Raw genomic sequence first — 22,438 nt, forward strand, 5'->3', positions numbered from 1 at the left:
TACCTGCGGAAACGTAAAAACGGGCGCCCATGGGGGCGCCCGTTCAGGTGAGTGAGAAGCGGTTATGCCTTGGCTGCGGCGCTCTCGCCGGTGAACGCGGCGACGGCGCCCAGGCCGAGGTAGACCATGCCGCTGGTGACGTCGAGGCGGCGGCGGGCGCGGGCCGAGCGGCGCAGGCGGCCCGCCATGGCCGAGGAGAGCAGGGCGAAGGCGCCGTCACTGGTCATGCCGAGAACGGTCCAGATCAGGCCGAGGAGCACGATCTGCGGGGCGATCGGGCCGGCGGCCGGGTCGACGAACTGGGGGAGAAAGGCAAGGAAGAAGATCGCGGTCTTCGGGTTGAGCACGTTGACGACGAAGCCCTCCCAGAAGATCCTGGTCCCCGTCGCGGTCAGCGGCTCGGCGGCCTCGTCTCCGTCCGGGCGGGCCATCAGCTTGCGGATGCCCAGCCAGACCAGGTAGGCCGCGCCCAGATACCTGACCATCGCGAAGGCGGTCGCCGAGGCGGCCAGCAGGGCGCTGACACCCAGGGCGGCGGCGGCCACATGGACCAGGGAGCCGAGATGGATGCCCAGCACCGACACCAGCCCGGCGCTCCGGCCTTGGGCGACGCTGCGGGTCACGATGTAGAGCACCGCGGGCCCCGGCACGAGCAGCAGGGCGAGAGTCGCCGCCGCAAAGAGGGCAAGTGTTGTCAGATCCGGCATGTCGGGATCGTAGGCTCATCCGGTCTCTGCCCGCTCTGGGTTTTCCGCGGCGGGCATCTTGCTGAGCGTTTCGAAATGAGGGCGGTGTGACAGCCACCTGGCCCAGGTGAACCTCGCGGCGCAGGCTGACGACCATCGAGAGATCTTCTCGGCACCGGATGGCGGTGCATCCGTATGGCAGTGTTCTGGCCATGTTGATCGTGATGAGCGGCCTGCCTGGCGCGGGTAAGAGTTCCGTGGCCCGGGAACTTGGCCGTCTGCTTCCGGCGCCGGTGCTGTCGGTCGACCCGGTGGAGGCCGCAATGTGGAGAGCAGGGGTCGATCGCCGCCAACCGACCGGACTGGCGGCCTATGTCGTGGTGGAGGCGCTCGCCTCCGACGTTCTCGCATCAGGACAGACGGTCATCGTCGATGCGGTGAACGACGCGAGGGCGGCACGAGAGCAGTGGCGCGGCCTTGCCCTCCGCCGGAACGTGGTGCTGCACTACATCGAAGTGACCTGTTCCGATCGGACCTTGCACCGGCGACGGCTTGAAGGCCGGCAGCGCGACATCGACGGTTTCGTCGAACCGACTTGGGCGTCGGTGGAGGCGCGCCGCACGAACTTCGATGCCTGGGATGAGGACCGGCTCGTGCTCGACTCTGCCGCTCCACTGACCGGCAACATACGGATCGCTCTGGCCCACCTCCGCGATGCTCGCTGAGATCCTCTACTGAACACGTCGGAATGACGGACTCCAACTCTGGCCCGGGTCCGTAGCCGACGCACAGCAGGTCACCTCCGGGTCGCGCGCCGCCGGGGCCGTGGCGGTCGTTGTGGCGGGTCATGCCTGCGGATGTGGTGCGGCACGGGTGCTGTCGCGTCAGCGGTCGGCGGGCAGGATGCGAAATGCGGTGAGTCCGTGCGTCAGAGGTTCGATGGCCCGGAAGTCGCGCTGGTCAAGAGTGAAGATGCGGTCGGTCTTGTACCGGTCTGCAAGAACTACGCCCACCGCGTCCGCCAGGTCCAGTCGCAGCCCTTCGTACTTCGTGCGGACCGCGTGGGCCGCGACGAGGTCGGAGGGCTTCAATTCGGCCAGCCGGTATTGGCCATCTCCCATGCGGGCGTTCAACGCCTCCATGACCTGCATCGCGGCCGGGAATCCGAGATCTCGATGGATGAGGTGATCCAACTCCGTGATCACCAGGGGGGAGATGGCAAGGACCTCGTGCTCGACGATCTCGGCGGCTTTACGGTGCTCGGGCTGTGCTCTGTCGAACGCGGCATATAGGGCGGAGGTGTCGGCGACGATGATCAACGGCGCGCTGCCCGTTCTTTGATGTGCTCGTAGAGGCTGTCGTCCATGGCCTCGGCGGTCAGAGGACGCCCACTGTCGAAGACGGGCAGTGCTCGGGCCTTCTTGGGGCGGGCTGAAGCGTCGAGCAGCATCGCGATGCCCTGCCGGATGAGCTCAGCCTTGCTGATGCCTGTGGCTGCGGCCTCAGCATCCAACCGCACCTCAAGCTCCTCGGGGAGATAGACGGTTGTCTTCAACATGTCTCATATGGTACCACCTGCCATATAGGGCATGCTGGTGATTGGTGTAGCCACCAGCTTTGGTCCGCTCTGCTCGGCACCCAATCGAGGCCCCCCCCTGTTCCGGCGTGGACCTCGACTGCCGGGGGCCGGGATGCCGTCCGCCGCCGGACTCGCCGGAAGGGCCGCGGGCCTGAACAGCCGTACGGCCCGCGCCCCACGCGGCAGGAGCGGGGGCACGGGCCGTACGAGATCAGGCGCCGATGGCCGGGGAGGCTACGGCGGGCTCAGAGCTTGGTCCACGCCTCCGTCAGCACGGAGCGGAGGATCGACTCGATCTCGTCGAACTCCTTGGGACCGCAGATGAGCGGCGGGGCGAGCTGGATCACGGGGTCGCCGCGGTCGTCGGCACGGCAGTACAGGCCCGCGTCGTAGAGGGCCTTGGACAGGAAGCCGCGGAGCAGACGCTCGGACTCGTCCGCATTGAAGGTCTCCTTGGTCTCCTTGTCCTTGACGAGCTCGATGCCCCAGAAGAAACCGGAGCCGCGCACGTCGCCGACGATCGGCAGGTCACGGAGACGCTCAAGGGTGGAGCGGAAGACCGGCTCGTTACGGGTCACGTGCCCGAGCAGGTCCTCGCGCTCGAACAGGTCGAGGTTGGCCAGGGCGACCGCGGCGGAGACGGGGTGGCCGCCGAAGGTGTAGCCGTGGGCGAACATCTCGGTGCCGTTGCTGAACGGCTCGAACAGGCGGTCCGAGGCGATCATGGCGCCGATCGGCGAGTAACCGCTGGTCAGGCCCTTGGCGCAGGTGATGATGTCGGGGACGTAGTCGAACTTCTGCCCGCCGAACATGGTGCCGAGGCGGCCGAAGGCGCAGATGACCTCGTCGGAGACGAGCAGGACGTCGTACTCGTCGCAGATCTCACGCAGACGCTGGAAGTATCCGGGCGGCGGCGGGAAGCAGCCACCGGCGTTCTGTACCGGCTCGACGAAGACGGCGGCCACGGTGTCCGGGCCCTCCATCTCGATGGCGCGGGCGACGCGCTCGGCGGCCCAGTAGCCGTACTGCTCCGGGGTCATGCCGGGGACGCCGGTGATCTCGTCGGCACGGTAGTGGTTGGTGTTCGGCACGCGGACCGAACCGGGGACCAGCGGCTCGAACATCTGCTTGAACGCCGGGATGCCGGTGATCGACAGGGCGCCCTGAGGGGTGCCGTGGTAGGCGATCTGGCGGCTGATGACCTTGTGCTTGAGCGGCTTGCCGGTCAGCTTGAAGTACTGCTTGGCGAGCTTCCAGGCGCTCTCGACGGCCTCGCCTCCACCGGTGGTGAAGAAGACGCGGTTGAGGTCCCCGGGGGTCTCGGCGGCCAGCCGCTGAGCCAGCTCGATGGCCTTGGGGTGCGCGTAGGACCAGAGCGGGAAGAACGCCAGCTCCTGGGCCTGCTTGGCGGCGGCCTCGGCCAGCTCGCTGCGGCCGTGGCCCGCCTGCACCACGAAGAGGCCGGCGAGACCGTCAAGGTAGCGCTTACCGTGCATGTCATAGATGTACGCGCCCTCGCCCCGCACGATCGTCGGGACCTCGGCGCCCCTGTCAGAGCTGTGCCGGCTGAAATGCATCCACAGGTGGTCCTGCGCGGCCTGCATGAGCGAGGCCACGCCGGTGTTTTCAGGGTAGGTCATTGCTATCGTCCCTTGCTGGTCTGAGCTCTTCACAGTGTGCACGTCAGGAGAACGTCTTGCCAAGTGAAAACGTGGCAATAGAGTTCAGTGACCCCGGAATCCGCAAAACCATAGTGCAGAAACAACGAAATCCGCGCGCAGGGGTCGGGAGCGTCCGGACTCCGTCCCGTCTCGACTCCGTCCGGCGGAACCGCGATGTGCTGCAATCAAGGAGAAACACGGCCGCCAGCCGGCTGTGATCGAATAGAACGACCTGAAATTGAGATGCGAGGAAACGTCGTGACTCCTGACGAGATCGAGGGTGCCGTCACCGCGGGCCTGCCCCAGGCGGTCGAAGACCTCAAGCGGCTCGTCGCCATCCCCTCCGTGGCCTTCCCCGGCCACCCCGAGGAGCCGGTGCGCGCGGCAGCCGCGGCGACCGAGGAACTGCTGCGCAGCGCAGGGCTGCCGCATGTCCGGCAGATCCCGGTGGAGGGAAGCTTCCCCGCCGTCTACGCCGAGGCCCCGGCCCCGCCCGGCGCGCCGACCGTGCTGCTCTACGCGCACTATGACGTGCAGCCCGCGGGTGACCCCGCCCTGTGGCGCACCCCGGCGTTCGAGCCGACGGAGATCGACGGCGCCATCTACGGCCGTGGCGCGGCCGACGACAAGTCCGGCGTCATCTCCCACGTCGCCGCGCTCCGCGCCTTCGGCGGAGACTTCCCCGTAGGCATCAAGGTGATCATCGAAGGTCAGGAGGAGTACGCCGGGGAGCGTCTCGAGGCCTTCGTCGAGCAGAACCCCGAACTGCTCCGCGCTGACGCGATCATCGTCGCCGACTCCGGCAACCCCAGCGTGGGCGATCCGGCGGTGACCACCTCGCTGCGCGGCATGGGCGCCTTCACCGTCGAGGTGCGCACCCTGAAGGAGTCGCTGCACAGCGGCTCGTTCGGCGGCGCCGCCCCAGACGCCCTCGCGGCGCTGATCCGCATGCTGGCCGCCCTGCACGACGACCACGGCGACATCCGCGTGCCCGGCCTGCCGCGCGGCGCCTTCCTCGGCTCCGGCCCCTCCGAGGAGGAGTTCCGGGCGACCGCGGGCGTGCTCGACGGCGTCTCGCTGGTCGGCTCCGGCACGCTGGCCGACCGGCTGTGGGCCTCCTACTCCATCACGGTCACCGGCCTGGACGTGCCGACCGTCTCCGGCGCCATCAACGCGGTCCAGCCGGTCGCGCGCGCCCGGGTGACCGTGCGCGTGCCTCCGGCGGGCGACCCGAAGACGACCGTGGACGCCGTGGTCGACTTCCTGCGGCAGGTCGCCCCCTGGGGTGTCGAGGTGGACGTCACCGACACCGTGCTCGGCTCCGGCTACCTGGCCGACTCCGGCGGCGCCGCCCGTACCGCCCTGAACCGGGCGATGGAGCGCGCCTTCGGCCGCCCGCCGCGCGACGTCGGCGCCGGCGGTTCGATCCCGCTGGTCTCCACGCTCGTCAGGCAGTTCCCCGCCGCGTCGATCCTGCTCTTCGGCGCCGAGGACGACGGTGCCTCGATTCACGCCCCCAACGAGCGGGTCAACATCGAGGAACTCCGCCGCACGGTCCTCGCGGAGGCGCTCTTCCTGCAGGAGTACGGCTCCGCGACGGTGTAGGCCGGAAGTGCGGCCCCGCCTCTCCGGACGGTCAGGCGGGGCCGCGACGGCCTGATGTCCGTGCAGGAGTCGCTCGCGCTCTGACTACGGTTGTTCCCATGGCGGAACAGCGGACCGGGTCCGTGGACACGGAGCGAGACCGGCGGGGGTCCGGGACGGGCGTGACGACGACGAAGAGGGAAGGGCGCCGCGCCGAGACGAGACTCAGGCTCTTCGCGGCGGCGGTGGAGGTGATCGCGGAGCAGGGATACACCGCCGCCACGGTGGACGCGATCGCCGAGCGGGCCGGGGTGGCCAAAGGCACCGTGTTCTACAACTTCGGCAGCAAGGAAGCGCTCTTCACCGCACTGCTCGAACACGGGATACAGCGGCTGACCGGCGCGCTGCGCGAGGCGGACACCGGGCAGGCCGCGCTGGACGCCCTCGACTCGGTGGTCCTGGCGCAGCTCCGGTTCTTCGAGACGCACGACGCGTTCGCCCGGGTGCTGCTCGCCGAGATGTGGCGTACGGCCTGGCAGGACGCGGTGGCCAGGCTGCGCGAGCAGGCGCTGGGCGTCTACGCCGACGTGCTGCGGCGGGCTGTGACCGAGGGCGCGATCCAGGATGATCTGGACGTGGAGACGGCGGCGACCGCCGTGTTCGGCATGGTGCTGACCGTCTCGATCGAACGCCGGGCGCTGCGTCCGGACCGCCCGATCGAGCAGCTCCACGCCACCCTCGTCGACCTTCTCCACCGACGAGTGTCGGCCTGACTACGGCGACCAGTCCGCGCGCAGGGCGCGGGCGATGGCCAGGACGTGCTCGACCTCGGCGGAGGTCGGCCATGGTGCGCCGCAGGGCCGTAACAGGGCGGCCCGGACCGAGGCCAGCTGCTCGACCGTGTCAGGGCGCAGGCCACTCTGCCCGGCCAGCCAGGCTGTGACCTCGGTGTGGTCACGCAGCGGCCGGGTGACCAGATCCCAGGTCGCGAGAATCTCGGTCAGGTCACCGACCTTCAGGGGGATGCCGCCCCGGCGGGACGCGGCGGCGACGGTCAGCTCCGCACGGGCGACCAGCTCGGGTTCGGCGGTCCGGTCCCAGACCGGAGCCGGCGGGTCCGCCGGCCTCCGTCCGGCCTCCCGGGGGAGACCGGCCGGGGACGACAGCGAGGCCAGCTCGGCCGCCGCCCGGCGGTGCCCGGCCCGCGCCGCCCGGCGGAACCAGTGCCGGCCACCCCGCAGATCGTCATGCTCGGCGATGAGCAACAGCCCGTAGTTGAAGGCGGCCTCCGGATCGCCCGCAGCCGCGGCCCTGCCGAACCAGTGGCCGGCCGCCCGGGGATCGCCCAGCTCCACGCAGACGAACCCGGCCGTCCGCTGATCGTCGACGTTCCCGAGGTGGGCGGCCCGCTCGAACCAGGCACGGGCGGTGCGCAGATCCCCCCGGGACAGCGCGATCCCGCCGAGCCGGGACGCGGCCCCGGGATGCTCGTTCGCGGCGGCCAGCCGGTAGAACGCCTCGGCGCCCTCGGGATCCTGGTTGGCCCGCAGGAACAGGCCCAGATGGTAGCCCGCGTCGGCGTGGCCGCCCCGGGCGGCACGTTCCCACCAGCGCAGCGTCTCGTCGTCCTGCCCGGAGGCGTAGGCCAGGAACCCCAGGTCGTGGGCAGAGGCCAGGTCGCCGTCCAGCGCCGCTCGCCGGTACCACTCCCCGGCTGTCTCCGTCTCGCCGCCGCCCTCGCAGATCAGCGCGAGCCGCCGGGCGGCGAGTCGCGAACCGGCCCGGGCCGCCGTCTCGAACCAGCGCCGGGCGGTGGCCACGTCCCCGCGCTGCTCCAGCAGGAGCGTCGCCATGTTCACCGCGGCCTCGACGTCCCCGGTGCCCGCGGCCAGGTCGTACCAGAGCAGCGACTCCTCCAGGCTGCCGTGCTTCTCATGCCAGACACCGAGGTTGTAGGCGCTGTCCATGTTGCCCCCGGCCGCCGCCCGCTCCCACCAGTGCCGGGCCGCCGAACGGTCACCCCGCTGCGCGAAATGACGGCCGAGCAGGTGCGCGGCCTGCACGTCGCCGCCGTGCGCGGCCAGCAGCAGATCGGTCTCCCCGTCCGCGCCGGTCTCGTGCTCCGTGCTCCGGGAGGCGCGAGCCGGGAAGCCCGTCGTCTCCAGGTCATCCGGCCACCACCCCATGTCACCCTCCTCACCGACAACGCACAGGGTGACATGTAATCATGCGGATGCGGAGAGTAGTCTTGGACTTGCATTTCCGGACGGGGGTCAGGCCCAGCCGGGGCGGACGAGGCCGGACTCGTAGGCGATGACGACGAGCTGGGCGCGGTCGCGGGCGTGCAGTTTCATCATGGCGCGGCTGACGTGGGTCTTGGCGGTGGCCGGGCTCATGAAGAGTGTCCGGGCGATCTCGTCGTTGGTCATGCCGGTGCCGACCAGTGACAGGACCTCGCGCTCGCGGTCGGTGAGCAGGCCGAGGTCCCAGGAGGACCGGGGCGGCTTGGCACGGCTGGCGTACTCGGCGATCAGGCGGCGCGTCACCCCCGGGGAGAGCAGGGCGTCGCCGTCGGCGACGACGCGGACGGCCTGGATCAGTTCGGCCGGTTCGGTGTCCTTGACCAGGAAGCCGCTGGCGCCGTTGCGGAGGGCCTCGAAGACGTACTCGTCGAGTTCGAAGGTCGTCAGGATGATGATCTTCGGTCCCGGGGGCATCTCCCGGGTAGCGGTCAGGCCGTCCATGCCCGGCATCCGGATGTCCATCAGGACCACGTCGGGCTCGTGCTCGGTGGCCAGCCGTACGGCCTGGGCCCCGTCGGCGGCCTCGGCCACCACGCTCATCCCCGGCTGGGCGTCGAGCAGGGCCCGGAATCCCGCCCTGACCAGAGCCTGGTCGTCGGCGAGGACAATCTTGATCATTCGGTCTCCTCCGGGATCGGCAGCCGCGCCTGAACGCGGAACCCCTGTCCATGATGCTCGGCGGTCAGTGAGCCGCCGAGCGCGGTCGCCCGCTCCCGCATGCCGGGGACGCCGTTCCCGCTGCCCAGGCTCTCTCCGGGGGTTCCGCCGCCGGAGTCGGTGACCTGGATGAGTAGCTCGTGGGTCCCGTACTCCAGCAGGAGCGCGACGGTCGCGCCCGGCGCGTGCCGGGTGACGTTGGTCAGCGCCTCCTGGACGATGCGGTAACCGGCCCGGTCCACTCCCGGCGGCAGCGCCCTGACCTCGCCGCCGATCTGGCTGGTGACCGGCAGCCCGCTGCGCTCGATGAGCTCCTCCAGGCGTCCGAGCCCGGCGGTGGGGGAGCGGGGCGCGCCGTCGCGGAGCACGTTGAGCACCGAGCGCATCTCGGTCAGCACGTCCTTGGAGGCCTGTTTGATCGTGGTGAGCGCGGTGCGGGCCTGCTCGGGGTGGTCGTCGATCAGGTGCAGCGCGGTGGAGGCCTGGACGTGGATGAGGGAGATGTTGTGCGCGAGCACGTCGTGCAGCTCCTGGGCCATGGTCAGCCGCTCCTCGCTGGCCTGCCGCCGGGCCTCCTCCCGCTCCACCCGCCCGTGCTCGGCCAGGCGCTCTCTCCTGGCCCGGACGAACTCGCCCAGCGCCAGGATGACCCCCATGACCGCGGCTATCGCGACCGTGTGCCACAGGCCGGGGCTGGGGACCGGGGCCAGCCAGGTCGTGTAGACGACGAAGAACACGTAGGCCACAGCCGAGGCCGTCCACGCCGCGCGCCGGTGGCCGAGGACGACGGAGCTGTAGAGCGCGATGACCGGGCTGAAGAAGATCGGGCCGTAGGCGTGGCCCCGGACGATGAAGGCGAAGGTCACGGCCAGGGTGACGGTCAGCGTGAGCACCGGGTGGCGGCGCCGTACGGCCAGGGTGAGCGGCCCGGCCACCAGCAGCGCGTTGCCGAGCAGGTCCACCGGGACACGGTCGGCCTGGTTCCACTGCGCCCACTGGGTCATCATGACCTGGAGGATCGCCACGGACAGCGGGAGCAGCGGGTCGATCCAGCGGGGTTTGGCGCGCACGTCAGCACCCTATGTCCACCCCGCTGACCTGCGCGTCCTCCCGACGGAGCAGCGACTCCTACGCCACCAGGGGTATCAGGGGCTGACAAGGCAGACGAGCTACGACAAGCTGGGACAAGTTGCCTGTGGGAGGATCTCGTGATCACTCGTCGCTTAGCCGTAACCGTCGCCGGCATCCTGGCCGGCAGTTCTGTGCTTTTCGTGCAACCCGCGGTGGCGTCACCGCCGGTGGAGAAGAAGCCGGCGGAGAAGAAGCCGGTGGAGAAGAGACCCGTCGCCGAGGGGTACGGCGGGGCGGTCGCAACGGTCGACCTGGACGCGAGCGAGGCCGCGCTGGGGATCCTGCGCAAGGGCGGCAACGCGATGGACGCGGCGGTCGCGGCGGCGGCCACGCTGGGCGTGACCGAGCCCTACTCGGCCGGGTTGGCCGGGGGCGGGTTCATCGTCTACTACGACGCCCGGCAGAAGAAGGTCCACACGATCGACGGCCGGGAGACGGCGCCGCGGGCGATGACCGCGACCTCCCTGGAGGGCATCCCGTTCGACGACGCGGTCACCAGCGGGCTGTCGGCCGGTGTGCCGGGCAGTGTGGCGCAGTGGGAACTGGCCCTGCGCCGGTTCGGCACGATCTCGCTCAAAGAGGCGCTCAAGCCCGCGATCAAGATCGCCTCCAAGGGATTCACCGTCGACCAGACCTTCTACGACCAGACCGCCGCCAACGCCGACCGGTTCAAGGACTTCACCTCCACCGCCAAGCTCTACCTCCCGGGCGGCGCCCCGCCGCCGGTCGGCTCCACCTTCCGCAACCCCGAGCTTGCCGAGACCTACCGCACGCTCGGCAAGGAGGGCGGCGGCTGGCTGTACGGCGGACGGCTCGGCTCGGAGGTCGTCGCCACGGTGAAGAAGCCGCCGGTCACGCCCGGCTCCACCCGTAACGTGCGGCCCGGCCTGATGGAACTGTCCGACCTGAAGGCCTACCGGGCGATCGAGCGGCCGCCCACGAAGATCACCTACAAGGGCATGGACGTGTACGGCATGGCCCCGCCGTCCTCGGGCGGCTCGACGGTCGGTGAGGCGCTCAAAATCCTGGAGGTCCTTCCCAAGGTCGGCATGCACGAGTACCTGGAGGCGTCCCGGCTCTCGTTCGCCGACCGGGGCAAGTACGTCGGCGACATCCCGGGCGTGCCGCTGCAGGAGCTGCTGTCCGACGGGTTCGCCAAGGAGCGGGCCTGTCTGATCGGCGAGCGGGCGATGCCCCACCCGGCTCCGGCCGGAGACCCCGACGGCGCCTATGGCCCGTGCCCGGCAGCGTCCCCGGTGCAGGAGACGCAGGCACCCGTCCCCGCCGAGGGGCCGGAGACCACCCACATGGTCGTGACGGACAGCTGGGGCAACGTGGTCGCCTACAACATCACCATCGAGTCCACCGGTGGCAACGGCATCGTCGTCCCTGGCCGGGGCTTCCTGCTCAACAACGAGCTGACCGACTTCACCTTCGGCCCCGCCCCCGGTGACCCCAACCTGCCCGCGCCCGGCAAGCGTCCCCGCTCCTCGATGGCCCCGACGATCGTCCTGGACGGTGGCAGGCCGCTGCTCGCCCTGGGCTCGCCGGGCGGCTCCACGATCATCACCACCGTGCTGCAGATCCTGGTCAACCGCTGGGACCTCGGCATGTCGCTGCCCGACGCGCTGGCCGCTCCCCGGGCCACCCAGCGGAACACCGCCCAGACCCAGGCCGAGCAGGGCTTCATCGACCGCTACGGCCCCGAGCTCACGTCCAGGGGGCACAGCCTGGTGCTGAACCCCGAGATCGGCGCGGCCACCGCCGTCGAGTTCCTCCCCCAAGGGAGGCTCCAGGCCGTCGCCGAGCCCACCAGGAGGGGCGGCGGGAGCGCCCTGGTGATGAGCGAGCGCCGGTAGAGCCGGCTGCGGCGGGCGTCACCCGCCGCAGCCGGATCCCTCACTATGCCTGTTTCTCGTCCAGCTCGGGTGCCGTGAGGTGGCGCGGGAGCGGTGCCCCGCGGTCCGCCCACCTCAGGTTGACGTTGGAGGCGTTGACCGGCCGGCGATCCGCGGCCACGTAGAGCCCCAGGGCGAAGGCCAGCGACACCAGGAACATCACGGCGACGCCTGGGAACCCCCCGATGGCCTGGGTGGCTTTCCAGGTGGCCGCCCCCACCACGGCGGACATCGGCATGGTGACCACCCACACCGCCAGGATCCGGGCCGCCACCCCCCACCGGACCCCCATGAGCTGCCTGCTCATCCCCGCGCCCAGGATCGAGCCACAGCACACCTGGGTGGTCGACAGCGGGAATCCGAGGTTCGACGCGGTGAGGATCACCGCGGCCGAGGAGGTCTCGGCGGCGAACCCCTGTGGGCTCCGGATGTCGGTCAGCCCCTTACCCACGGTCCGGATGATCCGCCACCCGCCGGCATACGTTCCCAGGGCCAGCGCGACCGCGCTGCTCACGATCACCCATGTCGGCACCGAGTCCTTGTCTCCGATCGTGCCGTGGACGATGAGCGCGAGCGTGATGACGCCCATGGTCTTCTGGGCGTTGTTGCTGCCGTGTGCCAGTGACACCAGTGACGCCGAACCGATCTGCCCTATCCGGATCCCCCGGCTTCGGATACGGGCGGGTACGTTCCCGATGATCCGGTAGAGGAGCCAGGTGCCGATGGCCGCCACGAACATGGCCAGCAGCGGCGAGAGGGCCGCAGGGACGAGGACGCCCGTCATGGCCGTGGTGCCATGGAGCGCGGACGCGCCCGCCGAGACGAGGGTCGCTCCCACCACCCCGCCGATGAGCGCGTAGGACGAACTCGACGGGAGGCCGAGATACCAGGTGACCAGGTTCCACGTCATGCCGCCCACCAGGCCGGCGAAGACGACGGTCAGTGTGATCGCCTCGCCGATCACGATGCCCTCGGCGATCGTGGCGGCCACCTTCAGTGACAGGAAGGCCCCCAGGAAGTTCAGGACGGCCGCCAGGGCTACGGCCAGCCTCGGCCGTAGCGCTCTGGTCACGATGGACGTCGCCATCGCGTTGGCGGTGTCGTGGAACCCGTTGGTGAAGGCGAAGGCCAGCGCCGTCGCGACGACGACGGAGAGCAACAGCGGGCCTACGTCCATAAAGTGCACATGATCGCCTTCGGCGATGGATAATCTGTTCTTTTCGTAAATTCGCCGTGGCCGCGTTGCCGCCGGGGCACACGCTCATGGGGTGTCCCCGCACTCGCCCGTGAGGAACGCGGAAAGCGCCGAAGGCGACGCCGTCGGCGCTGTCGGTCCCCCCACCTCCGGGGGATGTCCCTGTCTAGAGGATCAGGTAAGCGGCTAGGGCGATGACGACCACGACAGCGACCGCCACCGCGATCGGCACGGTCAGCGACCGCTTCTGGGGGGCGGCCTCCGGCTCATTCCGCTGCGCGAACGCGCGGAACTGCTGGGTGCTGCCGGACGGGTCAACCTGAGGATCAGACATGGGGTCGACTTTAGCGATATTGAATGCTCCTCAACACCAATTTGTGCCACTTTTACGGAGAGCCCGTGACCCGTGGGACTGACGGCGCGGGTGAGGCGCGGTACTGGGGACAGGACCGCCGGCCGGGGCGGATAGCGTGGTGTCATGCTCCGGATCCTGTTCTCTCCTCGCGTGCTGGTGCTCCACCTGCTCGCGATCGGAGCGCTTGTCGTCTGCGGACTGCTCGGCCGCTGGCAGCTCGGTGTCTTCGAGGACTCCGGTAAACCCCACATGACGCAAGACCCCGCCCCGGTGGCGGTCGGCACCCTCACTCAGCCGGGCAGGCACCTGACGAGTGACGCGGTCAGCCGTCAGGTGACGGCGCAGGGGACCTTCGACCGGTCCAGGCAGCTCCTGGTGGCCGAACGGGACGGGGGGCTGTGGCTGCTCACCTCGCTCGATCTCGGCGACGGCACCTCGATCCCCGTCGTGCGCGGCTGGGTGCCCAGGGCCGACGACCCGGCCGCCGCCGTACCGGAGGGCGAGGTCACCGTCACCGGGCGGCTGCAGCCCTCGGAGGCCACCGACAGCGTGCAGCGCCGCACCCGGCAACTGCCGCAGGGGCAGGTGCGGACCGTGTCGTCGGCGGAGTTGATCAACCTGTGGCAGGGCGCGAAGCTGCGTGACGGGTTCGTGGTGGCCACCGCGCAGTCCCCGGCACCGGCCGTCGCGGCCAGGTCCGTGAACGTGCCTCCTCCGACCGAGGCCGGTGGCCTCACCTGGCGCAACCTCGCCTACGCCGCCCAGTGGTGGATCTTCGGGCTGTTCTCGGTCTTCATGTGGTGGCACTTCGTGCGTGACATCCTGCGCAGCCGTGCGGCCGCGCGGGACCAGGAGCGCGAGAAGGAGTCCGGCCCCGAACCGGCCGCCGCCTGAGCTCTCATATCGTTTCCGTGCCCGAACTCCCAGACCGAGGTAGATGACCGTGGAATCCGCCCTCAGACCCTTCCGCATCCTGGCGTACATCGTCGGCGTGATGCTGCTCGTCCTGGTCACGTGCATCGTGCTCAGGTACGGGTTCGGCATCGAGGGCCCGTCGAAGGTCGTCTCTCCGATCCATGGCTTCCTCTACATGCTCTACCTGGTGGCCACGATGAACCTCGGCATGAAGGCCCGCTGGTCGTGGCCGTACGTCGTGGGAGTCATGCTGGCGGGCACCGTGCCGCTGCTGTCATTCGTGTTCGAGCGCAAGGTCACCCGGCGCGTGGAGGCCGTGCTCGCCTGACCGTTCGGCGGACGGCCCGCTCCTCGGTGAGGAACGGGCCTCCCGCGTCCTGTCAGCGGCCGAGGCCGCGCCTGCGGGCGCGCTTGAGCCGCTCCCGCTGGGACGGGTCGAGCATCAGGTATCCGACGACCGGGGCGGCGACGAGGCCCAGGAGGACCAGCAGGGTCAGCCAGCCGGGCAGGATCCACCATGCAAGGATCACCGCTATCCCGGCACCGATCGCGTATTTCTGGACGGGCGACATCCTCAACATCCTCCGAACGCGGAGCCGGTGCCCCGCCTGTCTTCATTCTGCGTCGTCCGTCCAACGCGTGGACCCGCCGCCGTGGTTCCATCCGAGATATATCGTGATTATCCGGCGAGGGTTCCGAGCGCGGCGACGCCGCAGGGGAGGAAGATCCCGGTGAGCGGCCGGCCCGGCGCCCAGGTCATCCCTTTTCCGGTTCAGCCCGTGCCACGGAGGGTTTCGAGGATCCACCGGCTGGCCTGGAGCGCGCCCTTGCGGGTCTCGCCGTGGGGGTCGCTCTCGCCGCCGCGCTGATACTGGACGGAGAGCACGAGGTTACCCGCGCGCGCGACGACCTCCGTGTAGTAGGTGAGCTTGTTCGTGGCCTCCGCGATGTAGGCCTCCGTGGCGACTCCGGGGAGGGGCTTCGGGGGCTGGACCAGGGTCAGCGGCAGGCCCACCGAGGTCGTGGTCCGCTCGTTCTCCTGCCTGAGGAAACGCGTGTAGTCGGCGTGTGCCCCCTCCTCGGAGGAGTACCGCGGGGCCTGAATCCAGAGCTGGTACCGCATGCTCAGCGGCTGGCCCGTGTCCTGACTCCGCCAGGCGCAACGGTCGGCCCGCTCCTTCGACGGGTTGGGATCCAGTCCCAGCTTGGCCGCCTGCTCCTTCGAGATCAGGGTGCAGGGGTTGGGAGCCTTGGCGAAGAAGCGGGGGAGCGTGACCGGCGCGGCGGTCGGAACCGGGTCTGAGGGGCGGGGCCAGAACCAGAACGCGGCGGACACGGCGACGGCGACGGCGGTCACGGCCGCCGTCGCCACGATGAGGGACCTGCGCGGGAAGCCGGCCGGCCGGTGGGCGACCCTCTCCAGGGACAGGCGGACCGAGGCGGCGTCGGGGCGGTGGGCGGCATCGACCGCCAGCAGGCCTTCCAGGAGCGGGGCCAGCGGGCCCTTCACGAGCGAGGCCGGTGGGCCGGAGCCGGGGGTGAGGGTGGCCATGGGCGTTCCGTCCCCCAGACGGGGGACGGTCTGGACGGTGCCCGGCGCCCGACCCTCGACGGCGGTGAACAGGGTGGTGCCCAGGTCCCGCAGATCGCTTGCGGGGACGGGGTCCGTGATGCCGGTCAGCACGACCCGGCCGTCGGAGGCGAGCAGCACGGTCTCGGGGGTGACGGCGAAATGGAGGCCCCGCCCGTGGGCGGCGGCCAGCGCGTCCAGCACCCGTAGGCCCACCTCGGCTGCCCGCTCGGCGGAGAGCGGTCCCTCGGCGCGGACGGTCTTGATCAGCGAACGGCCCTCGACCGACTCCAGGACCAGCCAGATCCGGTCGGGAGCGGAGATCACGTCGTGCAGTGTGGCGATTCCGGGGTGCCGGAGGCCGGACGCGGCGCGGACCTGGTCGAGGAACCGGTCACGTCGCGGGCCCGGGGGCGGAAGCCGTACCTCGGCGATCGTGACGTCCCGATGCAGCAGCTCGTCGCGCGAGCGCCAGCTCGTCCCCGTGTGGTCGCGGCGCTCCAGCAGGCGGTACCGCCCGGCGAGCAGGCTGGGATCGGTCATCCCCGCCGCTCCGCGGCCCCGGATCTCTCAGTCACGGCTGTTCAGCTCCTCGGCGATCAGACGGGCGGCGCGGAGAGCGTGGCGGCGCAGCTCCGAGTCGGCACGCCTGCCCTTCTCCGAGACGTTGACCTCGATCAGCAGATTGCTGACCCGGAAACGGATCAGGGTCTGGACCCGGTCCAGGACGCGCAGGTCGTAGGCGAAGGCCTCCTTGCCGACCCGGTCGACGTTCCTGAGCGGACCTGTCGTTCCGACGATGCCGGTCCCCTCGTCGGCGCCGATCCTGGTGCGCTCGGCGGCGAAGAACTCGTGGGCCACCTCGGGGCCGGTCTTTCCCTGAACGGGCGCGTGATGGGCGACGGAGACGTGGAGCCGGCGGACGTCGGCCGGCCCCTCCCAGACGCAGTACGCTTCCCTGTCCTGTTTAGCCGGCATGACCATCGGGGTCGCGGCCGGCACCACCGTCCGGCTCTGGGCCTCGGCCAGCAGGGTGCAGGGGTCGGGTGCCGCGGCGAACCGCCCGGCAGCGGAGTCGGAGGCGACGGGAGAGGCCGTGACGGCCACGGGCTCGCCCAAGGCCGTCACGAGCACCCCGGTGGCCACGACAGCCATCACGACCACCGCTGCCGCGCCGATGAGCCACCCGGTACGGCGGGGCCGGGGCACCGCCTCGGGCTGCGGGGCCTGCGGGGAGAGCGGACCGGCGGGCAGTCCCTGGGCGACCCGCTGCAACGCCTTACGGAGAACGGCCTCTCCAGGGCGGTCCTTGGGGTCCTTGGCCAGCACGGCGAGCAGGACAGGGGCCAGTCCGGCCGCCCGCGCGGGCAGCGGGGCCTGCTCGGTGAGCACCGCGCCGAAGGTGGCGATCGGCACGCCGCGCTGGAACGGACTCTGCCCCTCGACGGCGGCGTAGAGGGTCGCGCCCAGGGACCACAGGTCGGCGGCCGGACCGTCGCCGGTGCCGCGCAGCCGCTCCGGGGCCATGTAACCGGGAGAGCCGACCAGCGCGTCCGGGGAGGTGAGCTGGACGTCGCCCTCCAGCGTGGCGATGCCGAAGTCGGTCAGCAACACCCCGCCGTTGTGGGCGAGCATGATGTTGGCCGGCTTCACATCGCGGTGCACGATGCCCCGGCTGTGCGCCAGGGCCAGCGCGTCGAGCATCGCCAGGCCGATCGCGGCAACCCGCTGCGGCGGGAGCGGCCCGTCCTCGCGGATCACCTGGCTCAGGGAGCGGCCTCGGACCAGGTCCATCACGATCCACGGGCGACCGTCCTGGGCGATGACGTCGTGCACCGCCACGATGGAGGGGTGGCTCAGCCGGGCGGCTGCCCGGGCCTCGCGGAGGGTGCGCTCCCGCATCTCGGTCCGGTGCGCCTCGGGGAGGGTCGGGTCGAGCTTGACCTCCTTGATCGCTACCTCGCGGTGGAGCAGCTCGTCCTCGGCACGCCAGACCACGCCCATCCCGCCCGCGCCGAGCTGCTCGATCGCCCGATAGCGGCCCGCGAGCACGGGGAGCGGCAGTTCAGCCATCGGTCTTCAGCGACTGGGTGAGCCAGCGGGCGACCTTCTGGGCGCCTTCCGCGATCCTGCCGTCGCGGTCGTCCTTGACGCCGCCCCGCTCGTAGTCGACCTGGGCGATCAGGTTGCCGACCCGGAAGATCACCGTCGCCTTGTAGGAGCCGCCGTAGAGGTTGATCGAGTTGTAGCCGCCGGTGGTGAAGGCCTCCTCGCCGATCCCCTTCAGGTTCTGCGGCGCGACGGGCTTCGGGGTCGCGTATTTGCCGTTGTTGATGGCATCGGTCCTCTTACCGGCCAGATACTCCTTCGCCCGCTCGACCCCGGAGGCGTCCGGCTTCTGGGCGACCACCCGTACGCGCAGGTCGAACTTCTCCGTACTGGGCTTGCGCCAGTCATGCTGGTTGAGCCAGTTGCACTCGCCGGTTTCGACCTCCGAGCTCTTGAACCCCGGCACGACCTCGTTCGCCTGCTTCTCGTCGAGCAGGCTGCAGGCCCGGGGTTCGGCGGCGAACAGTCCCTTGGCGCCGGCGGCCGGTTCGGCGGTGGAGTCGCTCTCACCGGACGCCGAGGTGAGCAGGACACCGATGGTGACGGCCATGCCGACGAGCAGGGTGCCGGTCAGCGCGACGATCGGGCGGGGCACGAGCACCCCGGTCCTGGCCCCGGAGCGTCGGGTCGGACCGGTCGGCCCGCCCGGCGAGGAGCCGGGGTGCCCGCCGGGCGCCGGGCGGGAGACATGGACGAGTTCCTGCGAGGTGGGGACGTCGTCAGCAGACGGGAACTGAGGGCCGTGAAGGTCCGGGGAAGGCCGTGGGGGGGCCGACAGATCGAAGGGGGGCTGGGGCGGCATGGTCGCCGCGGGATCGAAGGGAGGCTCGGCCGGGACTGAAGCCGGGACTGAAGCCGGGGTTGAGGGCGGGACTGAGGCCGGGGTTGAGGGCGGGGTTGAGGGCGGCACCGCCAAGGTCGGCACCTCGGCGGTGACGTCCGGGGCCGAGGGGGGAGTGGGGGCCGCGTCGCCGTTCCGGGAGATGTCGAGCAGGGTGTTGCGCAGGGTGCCGGGATCGGGCCGCTGCGCCGGGTCGCCGGAGAGCAGGCGGAACAGGATCGGGGCGATCGGGCCCGCGTTGTCGAGGGATCCGCCGGGTGACGGGGGGCGACCCTCGACGGCGGTGTAGAGGGTGGCGCCGAGCGACCACAGGTCGGCCGCCGGTCCCGTCACGCCCTCGGGGGCGGTGAAGGTCGGGGACCGGAAGGTCGGTGTGCTGAGAATGATCTGGTCGTGCGGGCCGATCAGCACGGAGCCGGGCCGCACGTCGCCGTGGAGCATCCCCTGGTTGTGCACGGTCACGAGCTGGTCCAGCACGGCAAGGCCGACAGTGGCGGCCTGCTGCGGCGCCATCGGCCCGAGCCGTCCGATCATCTGCTCCAGAGAGGCCTGTTCCAGCACCGCCGGGCTCGGTGCGCCGTCGGGGGCCGCGCCGGCGTCGGCGTGCCGGCCGGCACGCCTGCCCTGTGATCGGGGGACGCCTGGGTGGTTCATCGGGGGGTCGCTTTCTGCTTGTTCAGCGCGTTCGCGATCCAGGTGGCGGCGGTATGGGTGCCGGCCTGGATCGTGGGGCCGTCCTTGCTACCGTCCACCACGGTGTAGCTCACGTTGACGACGAGGTTGTCGACGCGGAGTACCACGTGGCTCTGTTCGAGCCTGCCGGTCCTGCGGTTCTCGTAGAGGTCGTAGCCGAATGCCTCGTCCCCGACCGACCGGACCTCCAGCGGGCCGGTGGCGCGGGCGGACCGGACCCCGGCGTCGATGTCCGACCAGCTCCAGGCGGTCTCCCCGCTGGGCAGGGTGCCGTGGCGCTGGTTCACGAAGAGCTCATGGGCCTGGCGCGGACTCTTGCCCCACTGCTTTGCCGTACCCGAGGGTGCCACCTCAAGGCCGAGGCCGGAGGTCGTCCACTGGCAGCCCCCTCCGTTGGTCGCCTGTCCCTCGGTTCTCAGCGCGGGCAGGAGCTCCTTGACGGTGGCCGCGGGGACCAGCTTGCACAGGTTCACCGGAGTGGCGAAGGCGCCAGGCTTCTCGCTGAGTTTCACCGGCGCCTCCGGATCCGTACGGCCCGCCGCCAGGTGGGTCACGCCCATGGTGGCCCCGATGACCACCGCGACCACCGCCACTTCGGCGACCGCCCACAGGACCGTGCGCCCCCTGCGCGAGGCAAGAGCAGAGGAGGGAGCAAGGACCGGGGAGGGGACAGGGACAGGGGGGAGGGAGGCGGGTGCCGGGGAGAGGGGGACCGGCTCGGGACGGGACGGGGCGGGGAGCGCGGCGGCCGGGCGGCCGAGGGCGATTTCCTGCAGGGCCTGGGCGACGGCGTCGAAGGACGGCCGGGCCCCGGGCGTGGGGGCGAGCATGAGCATCAGCAGCGGGCCCAGCGCGCCCGCCCGCTCCGGCGGTCTGGCCGGTTCGGTGAGCACCCGGCTGATCGCCGAGATCGGCGTCTCGGCCGGGTGCGGCGGCATGCCCTCGACGGCGAAGTAGAGCGTGGCGCCCAGGGACCACAGGTCGGAGGCGGGGCCGCCGCGCTCGCCGCGCAGGCGTTCCGGGGCGATGTAGTTGGGCGAGCCGACCAGGTGGCTGGTGTCCCCTGCCGTCGCCTCGCCCTCGACCACGGCGATGCCGAAGTCGGTGAGGACGGCCCGGCCGGTCCTGGTGAGGAAGACGTTGCCCGGTTTGACGTCCCGGTGCACCACCCCGGCGGCGTGCGCGGCGGCGAGCGCGCTGAGAATGCCCACGCCGACCCTGGCCACCTGGCGTACCGGCAGTGGCTGCCGCTCGCGGACGGTCTGCTCCAGGGACGCGCCCGACAGCAGCTCCATGATGAGCCAGGGCCGCTCCTGTTCGACGACCACGTCGTGGACGGTCACGATCGACGGATGTTTGAGCCGGGCGGCCAGATTGGCTTCCTGGAGCGCCGCCGCGCAGATCTCCTCCCGCCGGGCCGGATCGAGGTCCGGCGGGAGCCGTACCTCCTTGACCGCCACGTCGCGGCCGAGCGTCTCGTCGGCGGCGAGCCAGACGGTGCCCATCCCACCCTCGGAGAGGGGGTTGAGCAGCCTGTAGCGGCCCGCTAGCACTCGACTGTCGATCCTGTTCACCCCGTTCGATGTCCCATCGCGGACAGAAACATAGCCACTTAGCGCCTTATGGACCAATGAATGAGCCTTGCTGTCCGTTCATTTGGCGGGCCCGGAGGTCTCCGCGGTTCCGTTTACATCCCTTATGAGTGGTATTCCGGGATGTGGAGGGTCGATCCGGTGCGGTGTAGGGGTTTCGCTGTGCGCGCTACGGGGTTTTCCGGAACGGCTCATGGCAGGTCGGTGAGCACCTTGGCGCGTTCGGGGCCGGGGTGATGTCGATCATGGTGTCATCATGACGCCGATTTATCCGGTTGAGATCGGGGCAGACGCATCGATATGGTGGCCGTCCCTTCGAGAAAGAGGAGGTGAGGAGCAGATGTTCGCCAACCTGGTCACGCGCTCCCGCCTCGGGCGACAGGCCGCCTGAGACCCGGGGAGCGCACGCTCTTTCGGAGTTTCACTTGTCTGATCTGCTGTTCCGTCCGCTCGGAGCGGACGAGTTCCACCTGTTCCACCGCTACGGCCCGCTGCCCGCCTCCGGTGTCGGCGCCCGTCTTCTCCCGTTCGAGGAGCTCGGCTATCGGCCCGACTGGGTCTGGGTCGCGCTGCGCGGCGAAGAGGTGCTCGCCCGCGCCGCGTTCTGGAGCCCGCCCGGCTCCGAGCATCCCTTCCACCTCGACTGGTTCGACCCAGGGACCGGCTCCGACCGGATCGAGGTGGGCGCCGCGCTGCTGCGGGCCGCCTACGCCGCGATCGTCACGCCCGACTACTCCTCACCCGTGGGCCCCCGCCCCGACTTCCACCTGTTCCTGCCGGCCGACTGGCACGACCGGCCGGACGCCGTGGCCGACGTCGCGGACCGGGTCGAGGCCGCCGAGCGGGCCGGGCTGCGCCCCTCCGCGGAGCGGCTCAATCTGCGCTGGATCCCCGAGTACGGCCTGCCGCCCCGCTCCACCCGGCTCACCTTCACCCCGGCGGACGACGACGAGGCCGTCATCGAGGTGCTGACCGGGATCGTCGAGGGCAGCCTGGATGCCTGGGACCGGCGCCACCTCGCCGAGATCGGGCCGAGGAAGACCGCGGAGGCGACCCTGGAAGAAGTGGCGAGCTTCCCCGGGGGGCGGCACCGCTGGCGGCTGGCCCACGACGCCGCGGGCGACGTGGTCGGCATCGTGATGCCCACCCGCAACGCGAGCTGCGCCACGATCGGCTACGTCGGGGTGGTCCCCGGCCACCGGGGCCACGGCTACGCCGACGACCTGGCCGTCGAGGCGTTGCACATCTTCACGGCCGAGGGCGAGCCCGAGGTGAAGGACAACACCGACGTGGGCAACACGCCCATGGCGGCCTCGTTCGCCCGAATCGGCTACCGGGTCACCGGCCGCCGGCTGATCCTCGTCTGACGCCGGCTGAGCCAGGTGAGGCCTCGGCCCGTGCGGGGCCTCACTCCCGGGCATGCGCGTCCGGAAGGTGCGCAGAACCTTCACAATTCACCACAGGTCGTCTGCACAGACCCGGTCTACTGCGGGCCATGACAACCCCCGGGAGTTCTCCCGGCTGGACATCCCGTCAGCTTCTCAGCCCTGAAGGACTGAGCTTGCAGCTCCTCACCGTCGGTGGCTTCGACGGTTTGGTCCGCGTCAGGCAGCGTGACTCACTGCCCAGCTTGTGACACCGCGTGCGGCGATGTTACGAGCTGCGTTGA

General features: G+C 70.6%; 21 protein-coding genes. 7 read left to right on the forward strand and 14 right to left on the reverse strand.

From position 1 onward, the window contains the following. Nucleotides 1–62: 62 nt before the first annotated feature. Complete coding sequence (locus ACIN94_RS22765; RefSeq protein WP_400709164.1) at nt 63–707, reverse strand: LysE family translocator; 645 nt, start codon at nt 705–707, stop codon at nt 63–65. 158 nt (nt 708–865) lie between these two features. On the opposite strand from ACIN94_RS22765, the gene ACIN94_RS22770 reads away from it, so the two are divergent. Beyond that, nucleotides 866–1,411: an AAA family ATPase gene (locus tag ACIN94_RS22770; RefSeq protein ID WP_400709167.1), complete on the forward strand. Its 546-nt coding sequence runs from the start codon at nt 866–868 to the stop codon at nt 1,409–1,411. Nucleotides 1,412–1,570: 159 nt separating this feature from the next. Here the strand turns inward: ACIN94_RS22770 and ACIN94_RS22775 are convergent, their stop codons facing one another. From ACIN94_RS22775 to ACIN94_RS22785, 3 genes are all read right to left on the reverse strand, one after another. Continuing rightward, on the reverse strand, nt 1,571–2,005 hold the full coding sequence (locus ACIN94_RS22775) for a type II toxin-antitoxin system VapC family toxin (protein WP_400709170.1): 435 nt from the start codon (nt 2,003–2,005) through the stop codon (nt 1,571–1,573). Further along, entirely contained in the window at nt 2,002–2,244 is a 243-nt protein-coding gene (locus tag ACIN94_RS22780) for a ribbon-helix-helix protein, CopG family (RefSeq protein WP_400709173.1), read from the reverse strand. Before ACIN94_RS22780 ends, ACIN94_RS22775 begins: the two co-directional genes overlap by 4 nt. 266 nt (nt 2,245–2,510) lie before the next feature. Beyond that, on the reverse strand, nt 2,511–3,905 hold the full coding sequence (locus ACIN94_RS22785; protein WP_400709176.1) for an aspartate aminotransferase family protein: 1,395 nt from the start codon (nt 3,903–3,905) through the stop codon (nt 2,511–2,513). Nucleotides 3,906–4,184: 279 nt separating this feature from the next. On the opposite strand from ACIN94_RS22785, the gene ACIN94_RS22790 reads away from it, so the two are divergent. Together ACIN94_RS22790 and ACIN94_RS22795 are read left to right on the forward strand one after the other, a co-directional pair. Further along, the gene (locus tag ACIN94_RS22790) at nt 4,185–5,531 is read left to right on the forward strand and encodes a M20/M25/M40 family metallo-hydrolase (protein ID WP_400709179.1); all 1,347 of its coding nucleotides are present in this window, start codon (nt 4,185–4,187) and stop codon (nt 5,529–5,531) included. 161 nt (nt 5,532–5,692) lie between these two features. Then, nucleotides 5,693–6,283, forward strand: coding sequence for a TetR/AcrR family transcriptional regulator (locus tag ACIN94_RS22795; protein ID WP_400709182.1), 591 nt, complete (start codon nt 5,693–5,695; stop codon nt 6,281–6,283). Here the strand turns inward: ACIN94_RS22795 and ACIN94_RS22800 are convergent, their stop codons facing one another. The 3 genes from ACIN94_RS22800 to ACIN94_RS22810 all read right to left on the reverse strand — a co-directional run bounded on the left by ACIN94_RS22800 (nt 6,284) and on the right by ACIN94_RS22810 (nt 9,540). After that, a complete protein-coding gene (locus tag ACIN94_RS22800) occupies nt 6,284–7,696 on the reverse strand; it encodes a tetratricopeptide repeat protein (RefSeq protein ID WP_400709185.1) in 1,413 nt (470 codons plus the stop codon). It abuts the gene before it with no gap. A gap of 87 nt (nt 7,697–7,783) precedes the next feature. Continuing rightward, nucleotides 7,784–8,431, reverse strand: a complete 648-nt coding sequence (locus tag ACIN94_RS22805) for a response regulator (RefSeq protein WP_400709188.1) — start codon at nt 8,429–8,431, stop codon at nt 7,784–7,786. Next, entirely contained in the window at nt 8,428–9,540 is a 1,113-nt protein-coding gene (locus ACIN94_RS22810) for a sensor histidine kinase (protein ID WP_400709191.1), read from the reverse strand. Before ACIN94_RS22810 ends, ACIN94_RS22805 begins: the two co-directional genes overlap by 4 nt. Nucleotides 9,541–9,678: 138 nt before the next feature. Here ACIN94_RS22810 and ACIN94_RS22815 point away from each other — a divergent pair, with 138 nt between their 5' ends. Beyond that, on the forward strand, nt 9,679–11,460 hold the full coding sequence (locus ACIN94_RS22815; protein ID WP_400709194.1) for a gamma-glutamyltransferase family protein: 1,782 nt from the start codon (nt 9,679–9,681) through the stop codon (nt 11,458–11,460). 43 nt (nt 11,461–11,503) lie between these two features. Here the strand turns inward: ACIN94_RS22815 and ACIN94_RS22820 are convergent, their stop codons facing one another. Together ACIN94_RS22820 and ACIN94_RS22825 are read right to left on the reverse strand one after the other, a co-directional pair. Continuing rightward, nucleotides 11,504–12,676: an anion permease gene (locus ACIN94_RS22820; protein WP_400709243.1), complete on the reverse strand. Its 1,173-nt coding sequence runs from the start codon at nt 12,674–12,676 to the stop codon at nt 11,504–11,506. A gap of 184 nt (nt 12,677–12,860) precedes the next feature. Next, nucleotides 12,861–13,028 carry a hypothetical protein gene (locus ACIN94_RS22825; protein WP_400709197.1) on the reverse strand — a complete coding sequence of 56 codons (168 nt, stop codon included), beginning with the start codon at nt 13,026–13,028 and terminating at the stop codon, nt 12,861–12,863. 144 nt (nt 13,029–13,172) lie between these two features. On the opposite strand from ACIN94_RS22825, the gene ACIN94_RS22830 reads away from it, so the two are divergent. Beyond that, nucleotides 13,173–13,943 carry an SURF1 family protein gene (locus ACIN94_RS22830; protein WP_400709200.1) on the forward strand — a complete coding sequence of 257 codons (771 nt, stop codon included), beginning with the start codon at nt 13,173–13,175 and terminating at the stop codon, nt 13,941–13,943. Between the two features lie 43 nt (nt 13,944–13,986). After that, nucleotides 13,987–14,292 (forward strand): DUF3817 domain-containing protein, encoded by a 306-nt coding sequence (locus ACIN94_RS22835; protein WP_400709203.1) that lies wholly within the window; start codon nt 13,987–13,989, stop codon nt 14,290–14,292. 52 nt (nt 14,293–14,344) lie between these two features. Here the strand turns inward: ACIN94_RS22835 and ACIN94_RS22840 are convergent, their stop codons facing one another. The 5 genes from ACIN94_RS22840 to ACIN94_RS22860 form a co-directional block, all read right to left on the reverse strand. Then, complete coding sequence (locus ACIN94_RS22840) at nt 14,345–14,536, reverse strand: hypothetical protein (protein WP_400709206.1); 192 nt, start codon at nt 14,534–14,536, stop codon at nt 14,345–14,347. Between the two features lie 200 nt (nt 14,537–14,736). Further along, nucleotides 14,737–16,077 carry a hypothetical protein gene (locus tag ACIN94_RS22845; protein ID WP_400709208.1) on the reverse strand — a complete coding sequence of 447 codons (1,341 nt, stop codon included), beginning with the start codon at nt 16,075–16,077 and terminating at the stop codon, nt 14,737–14,739. Between the two features lie 27 nt (nt 16,078–16,104). Further along, on the reverse strand, nt 16,105–17,607 hold the full coding sequence (locus ACIN94_RS22850; protein WP_400709210.1) for a serine/threonine-protein kinase: 1,503 nt from the start codon (nt 17,605–17,607) through the stop codon (nt 16,105–16,107). After that, nucleotides 17,600–19,138, reverse strand: coding sequence for a hypothetical protein (locus ACIN94_RS22855; RefSeq protein WP_400709213.1), 1,539 nt, complete (start codon nt 19,136–19,138; stop codon nt 17,600–17,602). The genes ACIN94_RS22850 and ACIN94_RS22855 overlap by 8 nt, the downstream gene beginning before the upstream one ends. Next, complete coding sequence (locus ACIN94_RS22860) at nt 19,135–20,751, reverse strand: serine/threonine-protein kinase (RefSeq protein ID WP_400709216.1); 1,617 nt, start codon at nt 20,749–20,751, stop codon at nt 19,135–19,137. The genes ACIN94_RS22855 and ACIN94_RS22860 overlap by 4 nt, the downstream gene beginning before the upstream one ends. Nucleotides 20,752–21,194: 443 nt before the next feature. Between ACIN94_RS22860 and ACIN94_RS22865 the strand changes: the two genes are divergently transcribed. Continuing rightward, nucleotides 21,195–22,136, forward strand: coding sequence for a GNAT family N-acetyltransferase (locus ACIN94_RS22865; protein WP_400709219.1), 942 nt, complete (start codon nt 21,195–21,197; stop codon nt 22,134–22,136). The last annotated feature ends 302 nt before the right edge of the window (nt 22,137–22,438 follow it).

Origin of the sequence: Streptosporangium sp. NPDC087985, from assembly GCF_044741965.1 — a bacterium.
Lineage (GTDB): Bacteria > Actinomycetota > Actinomycetes > Streptosporangiales > Streptosporangiaceae > Streptosporangium.